At 41.5% G+C, this 18,414-nt stretch carries 15 protein-coding genes and 1 other annotated feature; of the genes, 13 read left to right on the top strand and 2 right to left on the bottom strand.

The features are described from left to right. Window positions 1-51 precede the first annotated feature (51 nt). The 4 genes from FXW34_RS22795 to yihA all read left to right on the top strand — a co-directional run bounded on the left by FXW34_RS22795 (window position 52) and on the right by yihA (window position 4,132). Window positions 52-201 (top strand): hypothetical protein, encoded by a 150-nt coding sequence (locus FXW34_RS22795; RefSeq protein ID WP_187118817.1) that lies wholly within the window; start codon window positions 52-54, stop codon window positions 199-201. Window positions 202-685: 484 nt separating this feature from the next. Continuing rightward, a complete protein-coding gene (locus FXW34_RS03225) occupies window positions 686-1,105 on the top strand; it encodes a hypothetical protein (protein ID WP_147532538.1) in 420 nt (139 codons plus the stop codon). A 119-nt stretch (window positions 1,106-1,224) separates the two neighbouring features. Beyond that, window positions 1,225-3,561, top strand: a complete 2,337-nt coding sequence (lon, locus tag FXW34_RS03220) for an endopeptidase La (RefSeq protein WP_147532537.1) — start codon at window positions 1,225-1,227, stop codon at window positions 3,559-3,561. Beyond that, window positions 3,548-4,132: a ribosome biogenesis GTP-binding protein YihA/YsxC gene (gene yihA, locus FXW34_RS03215; protein WP_147532536.1), complete on the top strand. Its 585-nt coding sequence runs from the start codon at window positions 3,548-3,550 to the stop codon at window positions 4,130-4,132. Before lon ends, yihA begins: the two co-directional genes overlap by 14 nt. Before the next feature lie 55 nt (window positions 4,133-4,187). On the opposite strand, the gene FXW34_RS03210 is transcribed toward yihA, so the two are convergent. Beyond that, entirely contained in the window at window positions 4,188-4,679 is a 492-nt protein-coding gene (locus tag FXW34_RS03210; RefSeq protein WP_147532535.1) for a LiaI-LiaF-like domain-containing protein, read from the bottom strand. 373 nt (window positions 4,680-5,052) lie between these two features. Between FXW34_RS03210 and hemA the strand changes: the two genes are divergently transcribed. The 8 genes from hemA to ysxE all read left to right on the top strand — a co-directional run bounded on the left by hemA (window position 5,053) and on the right by ysxE (window position 14,314). Continuing rightward, window positions 5,053-6,399, top strand: a complete 1,347-nt coding sequence (gene hemA, locus FXW34_RS03205) for a glutamyl-tRNA reductase (protein WP_147532534.1) — start codon at window positions 5,053-5,055, stop codon at window positions 6,397-6,399. Window positions 6,400-6,413: 14 nt separating this feature from the next. Then, window positions 6,414-7,247, top strand: a complete 834-nt coding sequence (locus FXW34_RS03200) for a cytochrome C assembly family protein (protein WP_147532533.1) — start codon at window positions 6,414-6,416, stop codon at window positions 7,245-7,247. A 15-nt stretch (window positions 7,248-7,262) separates the two neighbouring features. Next, the gene (gene hemC, locus FXW34_RS03195; protein WP_147532532.1) at window positions 7,263-8,198 is read left to right on the top strand and encodes a hydroxymethylbilane synthase; all 936 of its coding nucleotides are present in this window, start codon (window positions 7,263-7,265) and stop codon (window positions 8,196-8,198) included. Next, window positions 8,195-8,980: a uroporphyrinogen-III synthase gene (locus tag FXW34_RS03190; protein WP_147532531.1), complete on the top strand. Its 786-nt coding sequence runs from the start codon at window positions 8,195-8,197 to the stop codon at window positions 8,978-8,980. The genes hemC and FXW34_RS03190 overlap by 4 nt, the downstream gene beginning before the upstream one ends. Window positions 8,981-8,998: 18 nt before the next feature. Continuing rightward, the gene (gene hemB / locus FXW34_RS03185; RefSeq protein WP_147532530.1) at window positions 8,999-9,982 is read left to right on the top strand and encodes a porphobilinogen synthase; all 984 of its coding nucleotides are present in this window, start codon (window positions 8,999-9,001) and stop codon (window positions 9,980-9,982) included. 62 nt (window positions 9,983-10,044) lie between these two features. Beyond that, a complete protein-coding gene (gene hemL / locus FXW34_RS03180) occupies window positions 10,045-11,334 on the top strand; it encodes a glutamate-1-semialdehyde 2,1-aminomutase (protein ID WP_147532529.1) in 1,290 nt (429 codons plus the stop codon). 513 nt (window positions 11,335-11,847) lie between these two features. Then, window positions 11,848-13,146 (top strand): stage VI sporulation protein D, encoded by a 1,299-nt coding sequence (gene spoVID, locus FXW34_RS03175; RefSeq protein WP_147532528.1) that lies wholly within the window; start codon window positions 11,848-11,850, stop codon window positions 13,144-13,146. Between the two features lie 106 nt (window positions 13,147-13,252). Beyond that, a complete protein-coding gene (ysxE, locus tag FXW34_RS03170; RefSeq protein ID WP_147532527.1) occupies window positions 13,253-14,314 on the top strand; it encodes a spore coat protein YsxE in 1,062 nt (353 codons plus the stop codon). A gap of 68 nt (window positions 14,315-14,382) precedes the next feature. Here ysxE and FXW34_RS03165 read toward each other — a convergent pair whose 3' ends face one another. Then, entirely contained in the window at window positions 14,383-14,574 is a 192-nt protein-coding gene (locus tag FXW34_RS03165) for a hypothetical protein (RefSeq protein ID WP_147532526.1), read from the bottom strand. Between the two features lie 350 nt (window positions 14,575-14,924). After that, window positions 14,925-15,158, top strand: a binding site (T-box leader). Between the two features lie 406 nt (window positions 15,159-15,564). Here FXW34_RS03165 and FXW34_RS03160 point away from each other — a divergent pair. Next, window positions 15,565-18,210 (top strand): valine--tRNA ligase, encoded by a 2,646-nt coding sequence (locus FXW34_RS03160; protein ID WP_147532525.1) that lies wholly within the window; start codon window positions 15,565-15,567, stop codon window positions 18,208-18,210. Window positions 18,211-18,414 lie beyond the last annotated feature (204 nt).

Here is an 18,414-nt window from a genome sequence, read left to right as displayed (position 1 = left end):
CGAGCTATCGTGCCCGTCACAAGGCGAAACGGGTTCGAGCGGTAACGATAGATGAGTTATCGTGCCCGTCACAAGGCAAAAATGGCTCGAGCGGTAACGATAGACGAGCTATCGTGTCCGTCAAAAGGTGAGAAGAGTTGGGGCGGTAACGATAGACGAGCTATCGTGCCCACACAGCAAGAAAAAGAGGTTAAGCGGTAACCATAGAGAGCGAATGGTGCCCGTGAGGCAAGAAAAAGAGGTTAAGCGGTAACCATAGAGAGCGAATGGTGCCCGCGAGGCAAGAAAAAGAGGTTAAGCGGTAACCATAGAGTGTGTATGGTGCCCGTGAGGCAAGAAAAAGAGGTTAAGCGGTAACCATAGAGTGTGTATGGTGCCTGTGAAGCAAGAAAAAGAGGTTAAGCGGTAACCATAGAGAGCGAATGGTGCCCGTGAGGCAAGAAAAAGAGGTTAAGCGGTAACCATAGAGTGTGTATGGTGCCCGTGAGGCAAGAAAAAGAGGTTAAGCGGTAACCTTAGAGAGCGAATGGTGCCCGCGAAGCAAGAAAAAGAGGTTAAGCGGTAACCTTAGAGAGCGAATGGTGCCCGCGAAGCAAGAAAAAAGGGTATAGCGGTAACCATTGCGGAGTTTTGGTGCCCGTAGAGCAAGAAAAAGTGGCTTAATGGGAATCAAAGTGCTATATTGATGCCCAAAAATCTTAACGCAAGAAAAAATGGGAATCAAAGTGCTATATTGATGCCCAAAATCTTAGAAGCAAGAAAAAATGGGAATCAAAGAGCCACATTGAAGCCCAAAATTTTAAAAGCAAGAAAAAATGGGAATCAAAAAGCTATATTGATGCCCAAAATCATAGAAGTAAGAAAAAATGGGAATCAAAGAGCCGCATTGAAGCCCAAAAATCTTAACGCAAGAAAAAATGGGAATCAAAGAATCCCCATTGAGCCCAAAATCTTAAAAGCAAGAAAAAATGGGAATCAAAGAGCCACATTGATGCCCAAAAATCTTGCCATCAAGAAAAATCGGAATCAAAGTTTATATCATAAACTACTCATTCCACAAAAATTTCAACAATCAAAACCAATTGGCTTCGGTTTGCCAACATGATGTCGAACCGAAGTTTTTCTTTGATTCCTTTTATTTAATACGTTAAGATTGTACAAAGACTTCAACTGAATTATGATAAAAGTATGGGTTTTAAGTATTGCATTTGGAGGTGTTATTGTATGACTACCAAAACTGAAGAGCTCATCGTTCCCCTCCTGCCGCTTCGAGGGTTACTCGTTTATCCATCGATGGTCCTACATTTAGATGTTGGTCGGGAAAAATCGGTGCAAGCCCTTGAAAAAGCAATGGTAGATGACCATTTAATCTTTTTAACAACACAAAAAGACGTTTCGATTGATGAGCCAACGGAAGAAGACCTTTTTCAAATTGGAACTTTGACACGGGTGAAACAAATGCTCAAGCTTCCGAACGGCACGATTCGTGTTCTCGTGGAGGGGCTAAAGCGGGCAGAAATCGTTCAATTACACGATGAGGAAACTCACTATGTTGCCAACTTAAAAACATATGAGGATGTTCCGACGAAGGATGTTGAAGACCAAGCCTTAATGAGGACAATGCTTGAACATTTTGAACAATACATAAAATTATCGAAAAAGATATCAGCAGAAACTTATTCTTCAGTCTCTGATATCGAAGAACCAGGAAGAATGGCGGACATTATTGCTTCCCACCTTCCATTAAAGTTGAAAGACAAGCAAGAAATTCTCGAGACGATTAATGTAAAAGAAAGATTAGGTCGTGTCATTGATATTATTCATAATGAAAAAGAAGTATTGAATCTCGAGAAAAAAATTGGTCAACGAGTAAAACGTTCAATGGAAAGAACCCAAAAGGAATATTATTTGCGTGAGCAAATGAAGGCCATTCAAAAGGAGTTAGGCGATAAAGAGGGTAAAACTGGTGAAATTGCAGAACTTACTGAGAAAATTGAAAATGCGGGAATGACTGAAGCTGTCAAAGAAACCGCTTTAAAAGAACTGGATCGTTATGAGAAGGTTCCAACGAGCTCTGCTGAAAGTGCGGTCATTCGCAACTATATTGAGTGGCTCATTTCCTTGCCTTGGACAACTGCAACCGAGGATGATTTAGACATTCTTAAGGCTGAAAAAATCCTTAATAAAGATCATTATGGGTTGGAGAAGGTAAAAGAGCGGGTTCTAGAATACTTAGCTGTTCAAAAATTAACCAATTCTTTAAAAGGGCCAATCCTTTGCTTAGCGGGACCTCCTGGAGTTGGGAAAACGAGCTTAGCGCGGTCAATCGCAACATCAATGAATCGGAATTTTGTTCGAGTCTCCTTAGGTGGCGTACGTGATGAATCCGAAATTCGTGGGCACCGCCGTACCTATGTCGGGGCGATGCCAGGACGTGTCATTCAAGGAATGAAAAAAGCAGGAACTATCAACCCTGTATTCCTTCTTGATGAGATTGATAAGATGTCCAGTGATTTCCGTGGTGATCCATCAGCAGCAATGTTAGAGGTATTGGATCCTGAGCAAAATCATAATTTCAGTGATCATTATATTGAAGAAACATATGACCTCTCAAAGGTTATGTTTATCGCAACAGCAAATAACTTAGCTACGATTCCTGGGCCACTGCGCGACCGGATGGAAATCATTACGATTGCAGGCTATACGGAAATCGAAAAGCTGCATATTGCCAAGGATCATTTACTTCCTAAGCAAGTAAAGGATCACGGTTTATCAAAAAGTCAGCTTCAGCTTCGTGATGAAGCAATATTAAAGGTCATTCGTTTCTATACACGTGAAGCTGGTGTCAGAAGTCTGGAACGCCAATTAGCAACGATTTGCCGAAAAACAGCCAGAATTATTGTGACTGGAGAAAAGAAAAAAGTCGTTGTGACGGATAAAACAATTGAAGAATTCTTAGGTAAGCCAGTGTTCCGCTACGGACAAGCGGAGCTTGAGGATCAAGTTGGTGTAGCCACAGGGTTAGCCTATACAACTGTTGGTGGCGATACGCTTCAAATTGAGGTTTCGCTGTCGCCTGGTAAAGGCAAGCTCGTTCTTACCGGTAAACTGGGTGACGTAATGAAGGAATCTGCTCAGGCTGCGTTTAGTTACATCCGTTCGAAAGCGACAGAGCTTGGAATAGAAACAGATTTCCATGAAAAGTATGACATTCATATTCACGTTCCAGAAGGAGCTGTACCGAAGGACGGTCCATCTGCGGGAATTACGATTGCGACAGCACTCGTTTCCGCTTTAACTGGTAAGCCAATTCGTAAAGAAGTTGGTATGACTGGTGAAATTACTTTAAGAGGTCGGGTTTTACCGATTGGCGGATTAAAAGAAAAAACATTAAGTGCTCATCGAGCTGGTTTAACAAAAATTATCCTACCGAAAGACAATGAAAAGGATATTGATGATATACCGGAAAGCGTTCGAGGTGAGCTTGAATTTGTGCTTGTATCAAGCATTGATCAAGTTTTGAAGCATGCATTGATTGGAGAAGGAAATGAAAGTAACTAGTGCCGATATAGTAATAAGTGCGGTCAGGCCAGCCCAGTATCCGGAGGGGGATTTACCGGAATTTGCGTTAGCAGGGCGCTCAAATGTAGGGAAATCCTCATTTATAAATAAAATGCTAAACCGCAAAGCGTTAGCGAGAACATCATCTAAGCCTGGAAAAACACAAACTTTGAATTTTTTCTTAATTAATGAATCATTCTATTTTGTGGATGTACCAGGTTATGGATATGCTAAGGTATCAAAGAAAGAACGCGAAGCTTGGGGGAAAATGATTGAAACGTATATCACTTCTCGTGAGCCTTTAAAAGCGGTAGTGCTGCTTGTTGATTTGCGTCATCCACCAACTGTCGATGACCAAACAATGTATCATTTTTTAAAGCATTACAACATTCCGTGTATTATTATCGCAACAAAGGCTGATAAAATTCCTAAATCAAAATGGCAGAAACATGTGAAAATAACGAAGGAAACGTTAGAGCTCCATGAAGAAGATCATTTTGTAATGTTTTCATCGGAAACAGGTGAAGGGAAAGACAAAGCCTGGGGAATTTTACAAAGCTATATGAGTTAAAATACCTATTTTTAACCGAAAAAAGGGCGTGGATCCACTATGAATCCAGCCCTTTTTATTTTTTTTCGTTTTGTTTCATGAAAAAAACGAACCCAACTGCAACTAATAGAATTGGCCAATATTGTAAAAGTAAAGACCCGTTCGATTCAATCGTGCCAATCCAGTCATTCAGACGATCCTGGAACAGTAATGCGACTGCTATAGCCAAGAACAGCAGCCCTTGTGCAAGACCTTGTCCAGTCATTTGGAAACTTAAAATGAAAGCTAGTGCGACAATTAGGATAAATACCCCTATATGATCAGGCCAAATGTGCAAATGCGTTACAACATGAAAATGAAGACCAAAGCCAAATAATATGACACCTGGAAAAATTAAGGCGTAATCTCCTCCAGCATAACCTTGCCATAGCATCGCGATACCGACAATCATCATTAGTGTTGGCCAACCAACGAACTGTTTAAGAAGTTCTACTTCTGTATTTTGCACTAGGAAATATCCCCCAAAGCCAATCAGTAAAATCCCCAGAAAATACCTTTGTTTTTTCACTTTTTCCCCCACTTCCCAAAAGGTTCCCTTGAAAAATATCGAATAATTTGTTACTCTTCAAGAAAAGAATATGTCGATTTTTAGCAAAGATAAGAAAAGGTCATCTATATTAAGTTACCTTGCTTAGACATCAATGGTCAATATTTAAAATAGTAAAACATATATTTTTTTCATAATAGATTAGGGGATTTTCTAATATTACGGAGTGTGAAGAGGTGACTAAAATAAATTCTAGATCTATTGGGGGATGTTGAAGTATTTTTTGTCACTAGGTTTTCGCTTTATGTTCACATTTCCAAAACAGATGAAAATTACCCACATGTTATAATGAGTTAGGCAAATATGCAATTTTATTAGGGGGGTCAATAAGAAAATGCATATTATTGTAGTCGGTCTTAATTACAGAACTGCCCCTGTAGAGATTCGTGAGCGTTTAACGTTCAATGAGGCAAACATCGGCGAAGCAATGCGAACTTTAAGATCGAAAAAAAGCATCTTAGAGAATATTATTATTTCTACTTGTAACCGTACGGAAATATATGCGGTCGTGGACCAGCTTCACACAGGCCGTTATTATATTAAGGAATTCTTGTCCGAATGGTTCAATTTAGACCAGGACGAATTCTCTCCATTCCTGTTTATTTATGAGCAAGATGGTGCAGTAGAACACTTGTTTAAGGTGGCGTGCGGTCTTAATTCAATGGTATTAGGTGAAACGCAAATCCTTGGACAGGTTCGTTCAAGTTTCTTGTTGGCTCAACAAGAAGAAACCTGTGGAACCGTATTCAATCAATTATTTAAGCAAGCGGTTACCGTGGCAAAACGTGGTCATTCAGAAACTGATATCGGTGCAAATGCTGTTTCAGTCAGCTATGCTGCAGTAGAGCTAGCAAAGAAGATTTTTGGTTCGCTCAATGAAAAGCACGTGTTAATTCTTGGTGCTGGGAAAATGGGTGAGCTTGCGATTCAAAATCTTCATGCGAATGGCGCAAGCCAAGTAACAGTGATAAACCGTACATTCGAAAAAGCATTGGATTTAGCAACCCGTTTTGATGGGGAAGCGAAAACGCTTCAGGAGTTGCAATGCGCGCTCGTTGAAGCTGATATTATGATTAGTTCAACAGGTGCATCACAATTTGTTATCACAAAAGACATGATGCAAAACATCACGAAATTGCGTAAAGGCAATCCGTTATTTATGGTCGATATCGCGGTACCGCGTGACCTTGACCCACAAATTGCCGAACTTGAAGGCGTATTTTTATACGATATTGATGATTTGGAAGGTATTGTTGAAGCCAATCTTCAAGAGCGTAAAAAAGCTGCCGAAAAAATTATGCTCATGATTGAAAAGGAAGTTGTTGATTTCAAGCAGTGGTTAAATCTACTTGGTGTCGTACCAGTCATTTCTGCACTACGTGAAAAAGCGTTATTAATTCAATCTGAAACAATGAACAGCATGGAAAGAAAGCTGTCTCATCTATCTGAGCGTGATATAAAAGTCATTAATAAGCATACGAAAAGTATTATTAATCAAATGCTGAAGGACCCAATCCTACAGGCAAAAGAGCTGGCTGGAGAGTCAAATGCTTCGCAACAACTCGATTTATTTGTTAAAATTTTCAATATCGAGGAGTTAGTGGAGAAGCAACGCGTGTTGAAAGCAGCCGAAACTAAACAAGAAAAGGTTCGTGTTCCACAGGCTTCCTTCCAAGTATAAGTGAGGTTCTGTCCATGTTTGATTTATATATGACTCGGCTGCACGAATTAACGGTTATTGTGTATGCCTTAAGTGTGCTCTTATATTTTATTGATTTTCTTGATAATAACCGGAAGGCTAACCGTGTAGCCTTCTGGTTACTTGCATTTGTATGGGGGCTTCAAACGACGTTTTTCATTCTTTACATGGTAAAAACGGGAAGGTTCCCGGTACTTACCGTGTTTGAGGGCCTTTATTTTTATTCCTGGATTTTGGTTACCCTTTCGCTTGGAATTAATCGATTGCTTCGGATGGACTTTATCGTTTTTTTTACCAATATCCTCGGCTTTATCATTATGGCCATTCATACTTTTGCGCCGGTTCAGTATAATTCAGTCGTCATGGCAAAGCAGCTCGTTAGCGAGCTTTTATTAATTCATATAACAATGGCCATCCTCTCCTATGGGGCATTCACCTTATCTTTTGTGTTTTCCCTATTATACTTAATTCAATATGATTTATTGAAAAGAAAAAAGTGGGGTACGAGGCTGACGCGGATAGCTGATTTGTCAAAGCTAGAAAAGCTATCTTATGTATTAAATGTTATTGGAGTTCCGATACTATTTATAAGTTTAGTACTTGGACTTCAATGGGCATTGATTAAGTTACCTAATGTCATTCTGTATGATCCGAAGGTCATCAGTTCCTTCGTCATGCTTTGCACGTATAGCATTTATATTTATTTGCGCGTTCGGAAAAATGTTTATGGTCGGACGCTTGCAGTATGGAATATAGCATCATTTTTAATTGTTATTCTAAATTTCTTCTTATTTGGAAAATTATCATCATTTCATATTTGGTATGCATAATTCAAGGAGGCTGTCATGAGAAAAATTATTGTAGGTTCAAGACGTAGCAAACTAGCGTTAACACAAACGAACTGGGTGATCAAGCAACTTAAGCAATTAGATCCTTCTTTCGATTTTGAGGTAAAGGAAATCGTCACAAAAGGAGACCGAATTTTAGATGTTACTCTATCTAAAGTAGGTGGGAAGGGCCTTTTTGTAAAAGAAATCGAGCAAGCGATGCTTGATAAAGAAATCGATATGGCAGTCCATAGTATGAAAGATATGCCAGCAGTCCTACCTGAAGGCTTAATCATTGGTTGTATTCCACATCGCGAGGATCACCGTGATGTGCTTATTTCTAAAGACAATGTACCGTTTGAAGAGTTAAAGCAAGGTGCGGTTATTGGAACAAGCAGCTTACGTCGTAGCGCACAGCTGTTAGCAAAACGCCCTGATCTTGAAATCAAATGGATTCGTGGAAATATTGATACACGTGTAGAAAAGCTTAAAAATGGCGAATACGATGCCATCGTTTTGGCTGCAGCGGGCCTTAAGCGTCTTGGCTGGGCTGAGGAAGTTATCAGTGACTACATTGACGCAGACCTTTGCGTTCCTGCAGTTGGACAAGGTTCACTATCAATTGAGTGCCGTGCTGACGACGCGGAATTATTAGCTTTATTTGATAAATTTACTTGTAAAAATACAGACCGTGCTGTGCGCGCTGAACGTGCTTTCCTTCAAAAAATGGAGGGTGGCTGCCAAGTGCCAATCGCAGGTTACGCCTATATCAATGACCAGGATGAAGTGGTGCTAACCGGATTAGTGGCTTCTCCAGATGGAAAAACAATCATTAAAGAGCAAGCTGTTGGTCAAAACTCTGAGGATATCGGGGTTATTGTTGCGGAACGCTTGATTGAAAAAGGCGGGAAGGACTTAATCGATCAAGTGAAAGCTGAGCTTGATCAAGAATGATGGAATCATCACCATTAAAAGGTAAAAAAATACTAGTACCAAGAGGAAAAGGGCAGGCTAAGCCCTTTTCCGATTTGGTAAGACAGTATGGTGGAGTTCCAATTGAAATCCCACTCATTTCATTTCGACCTGTGCCGTTATCAGATGAATTAAGTCAAATCATTAACGATTTACATACATATGATTGGATTATTTTAACAAGCAATGTTGCCGTTAACACCTTTTTCAGTATTTTCGGTAAAAAAAGCCAAGAGCAGCTACCAAAGATAGCCGTAATCGGTGCTAGAACGAAGGAAGTTATCGAAGCGCGCGGTTATAAGGTTGAATTTACCCCTCGCGAATACGTCGCCGAAGGATTTGTAGCAGAATTTTTGCCACTCGTAAAACCAGGCATGAAGGTGCTCATCCCTAAAGGTAATTTGGCTCGTGACTATATTGCCCAATCTTTAAGTGAAGCAGGCGCAGAGGTAACAGAGACGATTATTTACGAAACGTTTGCACCTGAGGAAAGCAAAAGTTTGCTTGCTGAGTACTTAAGAAAAGAAGAGCTTGAAGTGTTAACTTTTACAAGTCCGTCAACGATTGACCATTTCATGGAAATCATTGAGGAGTACCAATTACAGGATAAAATAAAAAACTGTTTGATAGCCTGTATCGGGCCTGTTTCTGTCAATAATGCGATTCATTATGGACTTAAGGTGGATGTGTGTCCTAAGGATTACACCGTAAAGGATATGTTATTGGCCGTTATTAACCTGTTAAATCAACCGAAAACTACATAAACTGGAGGTTTGTGAAAGATGACAGAATTACAATTTACACGCCATCGCCGTTTACGTACAAGTGCAAATATGCGGGCGCTTGTTCGCGAAAATCATTTAAGTGTAGATGATTTTATTTACCCCATTTTCGTGATTGAAGGAAGCAATATTCGCAATGAAATTTCGTCTATGCCTGGAATTTATCAGCTTTCACTCGATAATCTTCGTGCTGAAATGGATGAAGTCGTAGCGCTCGGTATTAAAGCGGTTCTACTATTTGGGATTCCTACAGAAAAAGATGAATGTGGTACAGGTGCATTCCATGACCACGGGATTGTTCAAGAAGGTACTCGTTTTATTAAGGAAAATTATCCAGATGTGTTGGTTGTTGCTGACACTTGTCTTTGTGAGTACACAAGCCATGGTCACTGTGGCTTAATTGAAAATGGTGTGGTATTAAATGACCCATCATTAGAATTACTTGTTCAAACAGCTGTAAGTCAAGCTAAGGCTGGTGCCGATATTATCGCTCCTTCTAACATGATGGATGGATTTGTGGCAGCTATTCGTGCTGGTCTTGATGAAGCAGGCTTTGAAAATATTCCAATCATGTCCTATGCGGTAAAATACGCTTCTGCATTTTACGGACCTTTCCGTGAAGCTGCTGAGAGCACACCGCAGTTTGGAGACCGTAAGGCATATCAAATGGACCCAGCCAATCGCATCGAAGCGCTTCGTGAAGCTGAGTCAGATGTGTTAGAGGGTGCTGACTTCTTAATCGTCAAGCCAGGTCTACCATATTTAGATATCGTACGTGATGTGAAAAACAACTTTAATCTTCCAGTTGTCATTTATAATGTCAGCGGAGAATATTCCATGGTCAAAGCTGCTGCGCAAAACGGCTGGGTTGACGAAAAGAATACCGTGTTGGAAATGTTAACTGGCATGAAACGTGCTGGTGGCGACCTTATCATTACTTATTTTGCTAAAGATGCAGCTAAGTGGTTGAAGGAACAATCATAATATTTATTTTTAAGAGAAAAATAAAAATAGAATTTCTACGATAAAGACATAAGGAGATTATCATGCGCTCTTACGAAAAATCTATCGCAGCATTTCAAGAAGCTAAAACATTAATGCCTGGCGGTGTTAACTCACCAGTACGTGCCTTTAAATCGGTAAACATGGACCCGATTTTCATGGCAAGCGGCAAAGGCTCAAAAATTTATGATATTGATGGCAATGAATATATTGACTATGTCCTTTCATGGGGACCACTAATCTTAGGTCACACAAATGATCGTGTAGTTGAAGCAATTAAAAAAGTGGCTGAGCTTGGAACAAGCTTCGGTGCTCCTTCGTTAATTGAAAATGAAGTGGCCAAGCTTGTTCGTGATCGCGTTCCATCCATCGAAGTAATTCGTATGGTTTCATCAGGTACAGAAGCAACAATGAGTGCCTTGCGTTTAGCACGCGGTTACACTGGCCGTAATAAAATCTTAAAATTTGAAGGCTGCTACCATGGTCATGGAGATTCCTTATTGATTAAAGCAGGCTCAGGCGTCGCTACGCTAGGTTTGCCAGACAGCCCAGGTGTTCCTGAGGGCGTGGCGAAAAACACAATTACGGTAGCTTACAACGATTTAGAGAGCGTCCGTTACGCGTTCGAACAATTCGGCGAGGATATTGCTTGTATCATCGTTGAACCTGTAGCTGGAAACATGGGTGTTGTACCTCCGCAACCTGGCTTCTTAGAAGGCTTGCGTGAAATCACAACACAATACGGCGCTTTATTAATTTTTGATGAAGTGATGACAGGCTTCCGTGTTGGATATAACTGTGCACAAGGCTATTTCGGTATCACGCCTGACCTTACTTGCTTAGGAAAAGTAATCGGTGGCGGACTTCCAGTTGGTGCATACGGCGGTAAAGCGGAAATCATGGAGCAAATCGCTCCTGCAGGTCCGATTTATCAAGCTGGTACATTGTCAGGTAACCCACTTGCGATGACAGCAGGACTTGAAACATTAAGCCAGCTGACTCCAGCTAATTATGAAGAGTTCATTCGTAAGGCAGATATGCTTGAAGCAGGCTTTAAAGCAGCTGCAGCTAAGTATGATGTTCCGCTTACTTGCAACCGTGCTGGCTCAATGATCGGCTTCTTCTTTACAAATGAAAATGTAATTAACTACGAAACAGCCAAAACGTCTGATTTGGAATTTTTCGCGAACTATTTCCGCGAAATGGCAAATGAAGGAGTATTCCTACCACCTTCACAATTCGAAGGTATTTTCCTATCGACTGCGCATACTGATGAAGACATTCAAAAAACAATCGCAGCAGCTGAGGTCGCATTCTCAAAGCTACGCGGTTAAAATAATGATGGATAAACAGCCCGCACACCGGTCGTGTAATGATCGGTATTGCGGGCTGTTTTTTGTTTTCATCGCCGAAATTAAGGTTTCATCGCCGGAATTGAAAAATAATCGCCAAAATCGAGATTTCATCGCCAAAATTAAGAAATAATCGTCAAAATCGAGATTTAATCGCCGGAATTAAGAAATAATCGCCAAAATCGAGATTTCATCGCCGGAATTAAGAAATAATCGCCAAAATCGAGATTTAATCGCCGAAATTAATAAATAATCGCCAAAATCGTGATTTAATCGCCGGAATTAAGAAATAATCGCCAAAATCGTGATTTCATCGTCAAAATTAAGATTTCATCGCCGAAAACAAATGTTAATCGCCAAAAAACAAAATTCAATCCCCGAAACCAACTTTCCACCTCTCCCTATGCTTTGTTTTTATCATAAAAAAAACCACCGATTCATACAGTGATAATGACATGGTGATTAATGTAGAGGGATATGAAGGGAGGAGTCGCTTTGTCTCAAGAAAATCAATCGTTTTTACGATTTTCCTTAGAAGAATCTGTGTGGTTTCAAAAAGGACAGGAAGTCGCAGAATTATTATCGATCTCCTTGGATCCAAACATAACCATCATTGAAAACGATCAATATGTTGCCATTCGCGGCTCGCTGGAACTAACCGGCGAATATAAGAGAGTAGATGAAGAGAGCGTTGAACAGGATGAGTTGATATCCACACCAAAGTTCGTTCAGTCCGTAGAGGAAAGAGAAGAAGGTTTCTGTGAGTTCCTGCACAGATTCCCGGTCGATATCACCATCCCGAATAATCGCATTCAAAGTGTCTACGACATTGACGTGTCCATTGATTCGTTTGACTATGCTGTGCCTGAACGAAGCTGCCTGCGGCTTGTTGCGGAGCTAACGATCTCCGGATTGTATGGCGAACAGCAAAATGTCCCAATTGAAGAGGACGAACAAGTGCAGGATTACGAAGTTGTTCGTAGTGGCATCGAGGTTGAAGAGCAGCAAGAGGAAAGCAAGATTGAGGAAGAAGTTGAAATTCCACAATATCAGCGGCTGGAATCAGATCAAGTTACTGAAGAAGAGGAAGAACTTGAGCCGCTGTATCGGTCTCAACAGGAGGAGTTAACTTCTGAGACTGAAAATCAGTCATACTCACCGAATTTTGTACTCTCCTATCCTAGTGATGTTGATGAGGATGATTTTGATCTTGAAGACGAGGAAGAAGAGCGAAGTCAATATGATTATTCACGACCGTTTACGGCGGAAGCTAAACTACAGCCTGAAGCAGCCGAAGAAGAAGAGCATGAGGATAATCCATTTGCTTGGGTGAAGCCTTCTGCTTCGTCTCAACCATCAGCACCGCCCCCGCCAGAATTGCCGAAGTTTCCGGAATATTCATTTTCTGCAAAACGGTCTGAGCAACCTCCACAGGATGAGCAGAATTTCGAAAGTCCAGGAGGAGCGATGGTGGAATCGCCTCAATTTGCTGTGGTTGAAAGCCCAGAGCACGAATCTTCATCCTCTTCATCACCAGAGAAACAAAGCATTATGCAAAAATTAACCAAAAAGAAAAGCATGTCAATTGCTGAGTTCCTAGCTCGAAAAACGGAGAATGAATTGCAGGCAAAGCTTAAGGTGTGCATCGTCCAGCAAGGCGATACTCTTGATAGCTTATCCGACCGCTATGACATCTCCGTGCAACAAATCATGCGGGTCAACCATTTAGAAGCAAACCAGGGTGTTTATGAAGGGCAGGTACTCTATATCCCAGAAACAGCAACGAGTAAATAGAACCTCAGTTTTGAGCAGGTAGGAATTGACCGACCTGCTCTCCTGTTTTTTTCTAAATAAACGCGACCAGGGCACAGCGCTTTATGATTGAAAGTGAGTGAAACAGATGAGTTCAAACATGAGTCTTGATGAAGCTACTGCAATTCTAGCAAGCTATGGGGTTAAGCCTTATTTTGTAGAGGATTTGGGTAAAATTAAGCGGATTACTTCGGACAAAGGAGTGTTTGCCTTAAAAACAGTACCACCGGCGCTTGGCACTGATTTTCTACGACACATTCAGTTCCTTTATCAAAAGGGCTACAATCGTGTTGTACCCGTATATCCGACCCTTGATGGACGCTATGCGGTGCTCCATCAAAATGAGTTGTACTACTTGATGCCATGGCTGCCGAATGAAACAAAAGAAGAGCATGATGATAGAAATAATAAATTATTTCGTGAATTGGCGCGCCTTCATACCTTGTCCGCTCGGGAAATGCCGATTCGAAAGGAAGACCGTAAGGAGCACTATGAAAATACGTTGTTAGCGATTGAAAAAGATGAGGAGTTTTTAGTCGGTTTCCTTGAGCGCTGCGAAAAAAAAATCTACATGTCACCGTTTGAACTGCAATTTTGCACCTATTACAATGATATTCACCAGACATTGCGATTTTCAAAGCAGCAGCTGGAGGGTTGGTATGAAAAAACGAAGGATGAGGAGAAAATTCGAACTGTTGTGATTCACGGGAAATTATCAACAGATCATTTCTTGTATGACGATAAAGGCTATGGCTATTTTATGAATTTTGAGAATGCCAAGATCGGCTCGCCTTACCAGGACATATTGCCCTATTTATTCCGAACGCTAAAAGGGTTCCCGAAAAACAGGGATGATTGCATAAAATGGATCCAAACCTATTATCAGTACTTTCCGTTGAAGGATGAGGAAAAGCAATTGATGATGAGCTATTTTACCCATCCGACTGCGTTACTTCGCGTGGTGCAAAAATATCACAAGCAACAGACGCGCAAAAAGGAGCGAAAATATACGCTACAGCTGCAACGCAACTATTGGCAGCTGCGAAACATCGAATATGTGGTAAGAACGCTTGTTGAAATCGACCGACAGCAAAAGGAACAGGCCGCCCAAGCGCAGGCCCAAGCCCAACAAGGAGGAGCCCAGAATTGACAACCGTCAACCTGGGCTCCTTTTTCGCATTAACGCAGTGGGGGACTGTCCCCCACTGCGTTAATGCGTTATAGTAATTCGAATTGGAATGCCATTGCGAGTAGGATGAGTACGGTGAGGAACAGGACGTCAAAGGTTGTTGGTAGGAAAATTGTCCGGATTCCCTGAAATACACAAAATGGAATGATAAATTGCCCACATACATTACGAATCGTACGAAGCCATGGCGGAAGGGTATAAGGACTATATCTGCGCTTCAACTTTCTTCCCCCTTCAATTTCTGTACAATGAGTGTATAAATTAAATTTTAACAAGAGCAGTGGCGAGCTCCAGCGCCTAGTGGCTCGGGGTCACAAGCCAATCCCTTCCGGAAATCAGGATTTCCTGCAGGGATCGTCTTGTACCTGTCGCCCCTGAGCAAGGCGCTTCCGCTTTTCTAATATCTTATGCCCAAATTTTTAAAAAAGTGCTATTTGCAATCGAAACAATTCTCCGAAAATGTATATACTAGAAAAAAATCGGTAAAGATGATTGACGATTGTCCATATTTTTAGGTAGTATAATCTATGGACAAATTTGAATCCGCATAAGGCGGAATATACAATTTTACATAATTGCGTTGATAGGGAAGAGTACAATGTTCATCTGTTTTCTAGAGAGGGAGGCAATTGCTGAAAGCATCCTAAACAGACCATTGGAAGGTCGCCCTTGAGCATCTCCAGTGAACGATATACAAGTAGTTGGAGACGGGACATCCGTTAAAGGTTTAAGTGCCAACTAGTGCAATTGCCGTGCTAGCTGGAATAAAGGTGGTACCGCGAAGCTAACTCCATTCGTCCTTTTTTTGACGAATGGGGTTTTTTGTTTTGAAGAAGGTTGGAAACAATTTTTAGCGGACATCCAGGCCTTTATTTGTGACAAATACAGGGCTTTCGAGGTGGAAGCGGACACAGAAGCCGCTATTTCCCCAAATTTATATCAGAGCCACAAGATTTGGGCCAAATAAGGGATCTGATGTCCGTAAAACCTTGAAATGATAGTTTTTGGGGGCAAATAAGGTACGCTGTGTCCGCTCGTATCACCAGACAATCATTAGCGGATATCCAATCCTTAATTTAACCAACCTGTCCGAAGGGGCATCCCCTGTTAGCGAAAAAGCAATATTCTTTGCGAAAATAGACTTTATTTTTCACGAAACAACTAATGAGTATGGATGTAAGTATTTATTTTTAAAAAATGGAGGTAACAAAATGGAGACGAAAGAACTTTCAATGCCGACTAAATATGATCCGCAGTCGATTGAACAAGGTCGCTATGATTGGTGGTTACAAGGTAAATTTTTCGAAGCAAAGGGTGAGGCTGACAAACAGCCATACACAATCGTAATTCCACCGCCAAACGTAACTGGGAAGCTACACCTAGGCCACGCTTGGGATACAACGCTTCAAGACATCTTAACAAGAATGAAACGGATGCAGGGCTATGATGTATTATGGTTACCAGGGATGGACCATGCCGGAATTGCAACGCAAGCAAAGGTTGAAGAAAAGCTTCGCGGTGAAGGCAAAAGCCGTTATGATCTAGGTCGCGAAAAATTCGTTGAGGAAACATGGAGATGGAAAGAAGAGTACGCTGGTCACATTCGTGAGCAATGGTCGAAGCTAGGACTTGGCTTGGATTATTCGCGCGAACGCTTCACGCTTGATGAAGGTCTATCTGATGCTGTTAAAGAGGTATTCGTATCGCTTTACAAAAAAGGCTTAATCTATCGTGGCGAGTACATTATTAACTGGGATCCATCCACGAAAACAGCATTATCAGATATCGAAGTAATTTACAAAGACGTACAAGGTGCGTTTTATCATATGAAATATCCATTTGCTGACGGTTCTGGGCATATTGAGATCGCCACAACTCGACCGGAAACAATGCTTGGCGATACAGCGGTAGCGGTTCATCCAGAGGACCCACGCTATAAGGACATGATTGGCAAGACCGTAATTCTACCAATCGTTGGCCGCGAAATTCCAATTGTTGGTGACGATTATGTTGATATGGAATTCGGTTCAGGGGCAGTTAAAATTACCCCAGCTCACGACCCGAACGATTTTGAGGTAGGAAACCGTCACAATCTTGAGCGCGTATTAGTGATGAACGAAGACGGAACAATGAATGCTCGCGCCGGCAAATATCAAGGTATGGACCGCTTCGAATGCCGCAAGCAAATCGTGAAGGATCTGCAAGAACAAGGCGTACTGTTCAAAATTGAAGAGCACTTACACTCAGTAGGACACTCTGAGCGCAGTGGCGCAGTTGTTGAGCCTTACCTTTCAACGCAATGGTTTGTAAAAATGCAGCCATTAGCGGACGCTGCTATCGCCTTACAGGAAAAAGAAGAAAAGGTAAATTTCGTACCAGAACGCTTTGAGAAAACGTACCTACGTTGGATGGAAAACATTCGCGACTGGTGTATTTCTCGTCAGCTTTGGTGGGGTCACCGCATTCCGGCTTGGTACCATAAGGAAACCGGAGAAATTTACGTAGAGAACGAGCCACCTGCGGACATTGAAAACTGGGTTCAAGATAATGATGTATTAGATACTTGGTTCTCATCAGCGCTATGGCCATTTTCAACATTAGGTTGGCCAAATGAGGAAGCTGCTGATTTCAAACGTTATTACCCAACTGCAGCACTTGTAACAGGTTATGACATCATTTTCTTCTGGGTATCTCGAATGATTTTCCAAGGAATTGAGTTCACTGGTGGACGTCCGTTTGAGGATGTTCTAATCCACGGCTTGGTTCGTGACGCACAAGGCCGCAAGATGAGCAAATCGCTTGGTAACGGTGTAGACCCAATGGAAGTTATCGACAATTACGGTGCTGACTCCTTGCGCTATTTCCTATCAACAGGAAGCTCACCAGGTCAAGACTTACGTTATAGCACAGAAAAAGTTGAAGCAACTTGGAACTTTGCTAATAAAATTTGGAACGCATCTCGCTTCGCCTTAATGAATATGAACGGAATGACTTTTGAGGAAATCGACCTTAGCGGTGAAAAATCAGTTGCTGACAAGTGGATTTTAACTCGCTTAAACGAAACAATCGAAAATGTAACACGTCTATCTGACCGTTACGAATTCGGTGAAGTTGGTCGTTACTTGTATAACTTCATTTGGGATGATTTCTGTGACTGGTACATCGAAATGGCGAAGTTGCCATTATACGGTGAAGATGAAGCAGCGAAGAAAACAACTCGCTCGATTTTAGCGTATGTATTGGATCAAACTATGCGTTTATTGCATCCATTCATGCCATTCATTACCGAAGAAATCTGGCAGAACTTACCTCACGCTGGTGAGTCCATCACTACAGCTAGCTGGCCAGTAGTTGACCCGGCATTAGTTGATGATCAAGCTGCTAACGAAATGAAGCTATTGGTAGAAATTATCCGTTCTGTTCGTAACAGCCGTGCGGAAGTAAACACACCACTTAGCAAAAAAATCAAAATGGTGTTAAAGGCGAAAGATGCTGGTGTGGCAGCAGTTCTAGAAAGTAACCGCGGCTACATCGAGCGTTTCTGTAACCCTGAAGAACTTGTAATTGGAGTAGATATCGAAACTCCGGAAAAAGCAATGACAGCAGTTGTAACAGGTGCTGAAATCTTCTTACCATTAGCAGGCTTAATCAATCTTGATGAAGAAATTGCTCGCTTAGGTAAAGAGCTAGATAAGCTTAACAAAGAAGTTGAGCGTGTTCAGAAGAAGCTAAGCAACGAAGGCTTTGTTGCCAAAGCTCCAGCAAAAGTAATCGAAGAAGAACGTGCCAAAGAAGCAGACTACATCGAAAAACGCGCAGCAGTAGAAGTGCGACTACAAGAACTCAAAACACTTTAACGCACTAGTGCAGTGGGGGCCTGTCCCCCACTGCTTTAAAGCGTTAAATGGGGTGCGGTTTTTAATGTTAATTGTAGCAAACTTGTGGCAAGCGCTAATAGAGTGTTGAATTTGGCTAATAGAACACCAAATTCGGCTAATAGGATGCACAAATCGGCTAATAGAAAGCCGAAATCAGCTAATAGACCAGCAAAATCGGCTAAT

Source organism: Bacillus marasmi (assembly GCF_902168435.1).
GTDB lineage: Bacteria > Bacillota > Bacilli > Bacillales > Cytobacillaceae > Bacillus_BU > Bacillus_BU marasmi.
The sequence above is the reverse complement of the archived record's forward strand: the minus strand, read 5'-3'. Positions and strand labels throughout refer to the sequence as shown.

Bases quoted from the DNA above. Each gene is read 5' to 3' on its own strand.
- FXW34_RS22795 (WP_187118817.1), top strand. From the start codon at position 52: ATGAGTTATCGTGCCCGTCACAAGGCAAAAATGGCTCGAGCGGTAACG.
- FXW34_RS03225 (WP_147532538.1), top strand. From the start codon at position 686: ATGCCCAAAAATCTTAACGCAAGAAAAAATGGGAATCAAAGTGCTATA.
- lon (WP_147532537.1), top strand. From the start codon at position 1,225: ATGACTACCAAAACTGAAGAGCTCATCGTTCCCCTCCTGCCGCTTCGA.
- yihA (WP_147532536.1), top strand. From the start codon at position 3,548: ATGAAAGTAACTAGTGCCGATATAGTAATAAGTGCGGTCAGGCCAGCC.
- hemA (WP_147532534.1), top strand. From the start codon at position 5,053: ATGCATATTATTGTAGTCGGTCTTAATTACAGAACTGCCCCTGTAGAG.
- FXW34_RS03200 (WP_147532533.1), top strand. From the start codon at position 6,414: ATGTTTGATTTATATATGACTCGGCTGCACGAATTAACGGTTATTGTG.
- hemC (WP_147532532.1), top strand. From the start codon at position 7,263: ATGAGAAAAATTATTGTAGGTTCAAGACGTAGCAAACTAGCGTTAACA.
- FXW34_RS03190 (WP_147532531.1), top strand. From the start codon at position 8,195: ATGATGGAATCATCACCATTAAAAGGTAAAAAAATACTAGTACCAAGA.
- hemB (WP_147532530.1), top strand. From the start codon at position 8,999: ATGACAGAATTACAATTTACACGCCATCGCCGTTTACGTACAAGTGCA.
- hemL (WP_147532529.1), top strand. From the start codon at position 10,045: ATGCGCTCTTACGAAAAATCTATCGCAGCATTTCAAGAAGCTAAAACA.
- ysxE (WP_147532527.1), top strand. From the start codon at position 13,253: ATGAGTTCAAACATGAGTCTTGATGAAGCTACTGCAATTCTAGCAAGC.
- FXW34_RS03160 (WP_147532525.1), top strand. From the start codon at position 15,565: ATGGAGACGAAAGAACTTTCAATGCCGACTAAATATGATCCGCAGTCG.